This is a genomic window from Amycolatopsis sp. NPDC004747, from assembly GCF_053601335.1.
On sequence record NZ_JBSGBQ010000075.1, the window covers coordinates 1 to 2,661 of the forward strand.

Sequence of the window (2,661 nt, forward strand, 5' to 3'; positions counted from 1 at the left end):
GGGCATCGAGTCCTCGACGCACCTGGGCCGTCACCGGTGGACCGTAGAGCGCACGATGTCCTGGCTCGCCGGATGCCGGCGACTGCACCGTCGCTACGAGCGCAAGGCCGAGCAATTCCTGGCCTCGACCAGCATCGCCCGCACCCTCAACTGTTACCGCAGACTCACCAATGAGGTGACGTCTTGGCCTGAGAAGCTGTTGTCTTTCCGGGCTTGAGGACAGCGTTTTCGCTGGTCGGGCATAGGGTCGACGATCCTGTGGGAGTGGTGGTCTGTTGTGTCGCCGCTGCTGTGGAGGTCGTGGATGCCGTCGGTGGTTGGGCTGCTGGAACAGCGTGAGCTGGGTGCTCGGCGTCGGGTGGACGAGTTGCGGGAGGAGGCCGACCGCGTCCAGGCCGAGCTGGCTGTGGCCGAGCGGGATTGGAAGGAGTGGGTGATCGCCCGCTCGAGGGTCGGCGAGGTGCTGGCCCTGCCGGACGAGAAGGGACCGGGCCAGGCCCGGGCCGAGCAGGCGGTGCCGGCCGCCGAGGAACAGGGCCGAGTGGCGCCGTAGCCGGCGGAGGCGGCGAAGCCGAGGTCGCAGGTACCGGTGTGGCGCCAGGGCCTGGATTGGTCGGCTCTGCCCGTGGACTACCAGCGCATCCTGCAAGGTGGCGGCCGACCGGGCCCGGCTCGGGCAGGGGCCGGTGACCTGCCAGGAGATGGCCGCTTTGTTCGGCATGGACGTGGTTCCGGCGCGGGTGGAGGCGCTGAGGTCGAAGGCGAAACGGCTGGTCGCGCGTGGCTGGCTGGCCGAGCCGGCGCCGGGCCGTTTCACGCCCGCCCGCGGGGTGAGCGGGCCAGGCGGCGGGTCATGAGCAGGGTCATCGACCAGTAGATCATCGCCTCGGCGCTGGTGGTGCGGCGTTCGAAGTCGCGCGCCAGGCGGCGGGTGCGCATGAGGTGGGCGAAGAGACGCTCGACGATCCACCGTTTGGGCAGGACCACGAAGCCACGCATGTCGTCGCTGCGTTTGACGATCGCCAGGACCAGGGCGAACGTGGCCAGGCAGTACTCGACGAGGCTGCCGGTGTAGCCGCCGTCGGCCCAGACCAGTTTCAGCAGGTGGTGGGCGTCGGCGACTTGCCGCAGCAGGACCTGGGCGGCGGCGCGGTCGCTGACATTCGCGCTCGTGACCATCACGCCCAGCAGCAGGCCGAGCGTGTCGACCACGACGTGCCGCTTGCGCCCGTTGACCAGCTTGCCGCCGTCGAAGCCACGGCTGTCGGCGCCGACGACGGCGTCCGCCTGGTCGCATCCTCCCCGACTGCCTGGCGCCTGCTGGCCGGGATCGACCCGGCCGCACTCGCCGCCGTGCGCTCTGCCCGTGCCGCCGCCCGCGAGGTTGCCTGGCTGCAGGCTGCCGAGACAAGGTCCGGTATACCCGCCGCCCGCGCCGGTGGACGTGACCTGCCCGGCCTGGTCCTGGACATCGACGCCACCCTGGTGACCTGCCACTCCGAGAAGGAGCAGGCGGCACCTTGAACCGCCCCGGTTCGAATGGAGACTCGATTTCATGAAAGGATCGAGTCATGGCACGACCTTCCTGTTACCCGCTTGAGCTCCGCCGTCGCGCGGTGCGCATGGTCGCCGAGGTAGGCGACGTCTACCCGAACGAGACGGCCGCCCTGCAGGCGGTGGCCGAGAAGCTCGGCATCGGCTCCCGCGAGACGCTGCGGAACTGGGTGAAGCAGCACGAGATCGATGCGGGGCAGGTCCGGGGACGACGACGGAGGAGTCCGCCCAGCTCAAGGCATTGAAGAAGGAGAACGCCGAACTCAAGCGGGCCAACGAGATCCTGAAGGCCGCGGCGAGTTTCTTCGCGGCCGAGCTAGACCGGCCACACACACGCTCGTAGCGTTCATCGACGAGCACCGGGACCGCTTCGGCGGCGTCGAGCCGATCTGCAGGACGCTCACCGAGCACGACTGCAGGATCGCCCCTTCCACCTACTACGCCCACCACAAACGTCGCAGCCCACCGTCGGCCAGGACCGTGCGGGATGCCGAACTGAAGAGACAGATCAGCGGGGTCTTCGAGGCCAACTACCACGTCTACGGGGCGAGGAAGATCTGGCGTGAGCTGAACCGGCAGGGCCGCCGCGTGGCCCGCTGCACCGTCGAACGCCTGATGCGCGAACTCGGCATCGCTGGGGCGGTCCGTGGTAAACGCGTGATCACCACGCTGCCCGGCGGGCAAGCCGAACGGGCGCCGGACCTGCTGGACCGCGACTTCGTCGCTGCCGCCCCGAACCGCTGCTGGGTCGCGGACTTCACCCACGTGAAGACCTGGGCCGGTGTCGTCTACGTCGCCTTCGTCGTGGACACGTTCTCCCGCCGGATCGTCGGCTGGTCCGCGGCCACCGTGAAGGAAACGGTCTTCGTCCTGGACGCCCTCGAGATGGCCGTGTGGCAACGTGACCGCGACCAACACCCGGTTCAGCCAGACGAGTTGATCCACCACTCGGATGCCGGGTCGCAATATACGAGTTTCCGGCTCGCCGAGCATCTGGACACCGCCGGCATCGCCGCCTCGATCGGATCGGTCGGCGACGCCCACGAAAAGTGCCTTTCCTGAGGGCTGGAGCGTCCCCGTGTTCGGGTGGGACGGGGAAGACCGCGG

5 protein-coding genes are annotated in these 2,661 nt (G+C 69.0%); 4 read left to right on the forward strand and 1 reads right to left on the reverse strand.

Annotated features, from left to right (window positions below):
- The coding region (locus ACWEGE_RS46870; protein WP_449666996.1) for a transposase at nt 1-217 on the forward strand (217 nt) is incomplete at its 5' end.
- 87 nt (nt 218-304) lie between these two features.
- On the forward strand, nt 305-553 hold the full coding sequence (locus tag ACWEGE_RS46875; RefSeq protein WP_449666997.1) for a hypothetical protein: 249 nt from the start codon (nt 305-307) through the stop codon (nt 551-553).
- A 260-nt stretch (nt 554-813) separates the two neighbouring features.
- On the opposite strand, the gene ACWEGE_RS46880 is transcribed toward ACWEGE_RS46875, so the two are convergent.
- Entirely contained in the window at nt 814-1,497 is a 684-nt protein-coding gene (locus ACWEGE_RS46880) for a transposase (protein ID WP_449666998.1), read from the reverse strand.
- 74 nt (nt 1,498-1,571) lie between these two features.
- Here ACWEGE_RS46880 and ACWEGE_RS46885 point away from each other — a divergent pair, with 74 nt between their 5' ends.
- A complete protein-coding gene (locus ACWEGE_RS46885; protein ID WP_449666999.1) occupies nt 1,572-1,799 on the forward strand; it encodes a hypothetical protein in 228 nt (75 codons plus the stop codon).
- Nucleotides 1,744-2,616, forward strand: a complete 873-nt coding sequence (locus tag ACWEGE_RS46890) for an IS3 family transposase (RefSeq protein WP_449667000.1) — start codon at nt 1,744-1,746, stop codon at nt 2,614-2,616. Before ACWEGE_RS46885 ends, ACWEGE_RS46890 begins: the two co-directional genes overlap by 56 nt.
- Nucleotides 2,617-2,661: the final 45 nt, after the last annotated feature.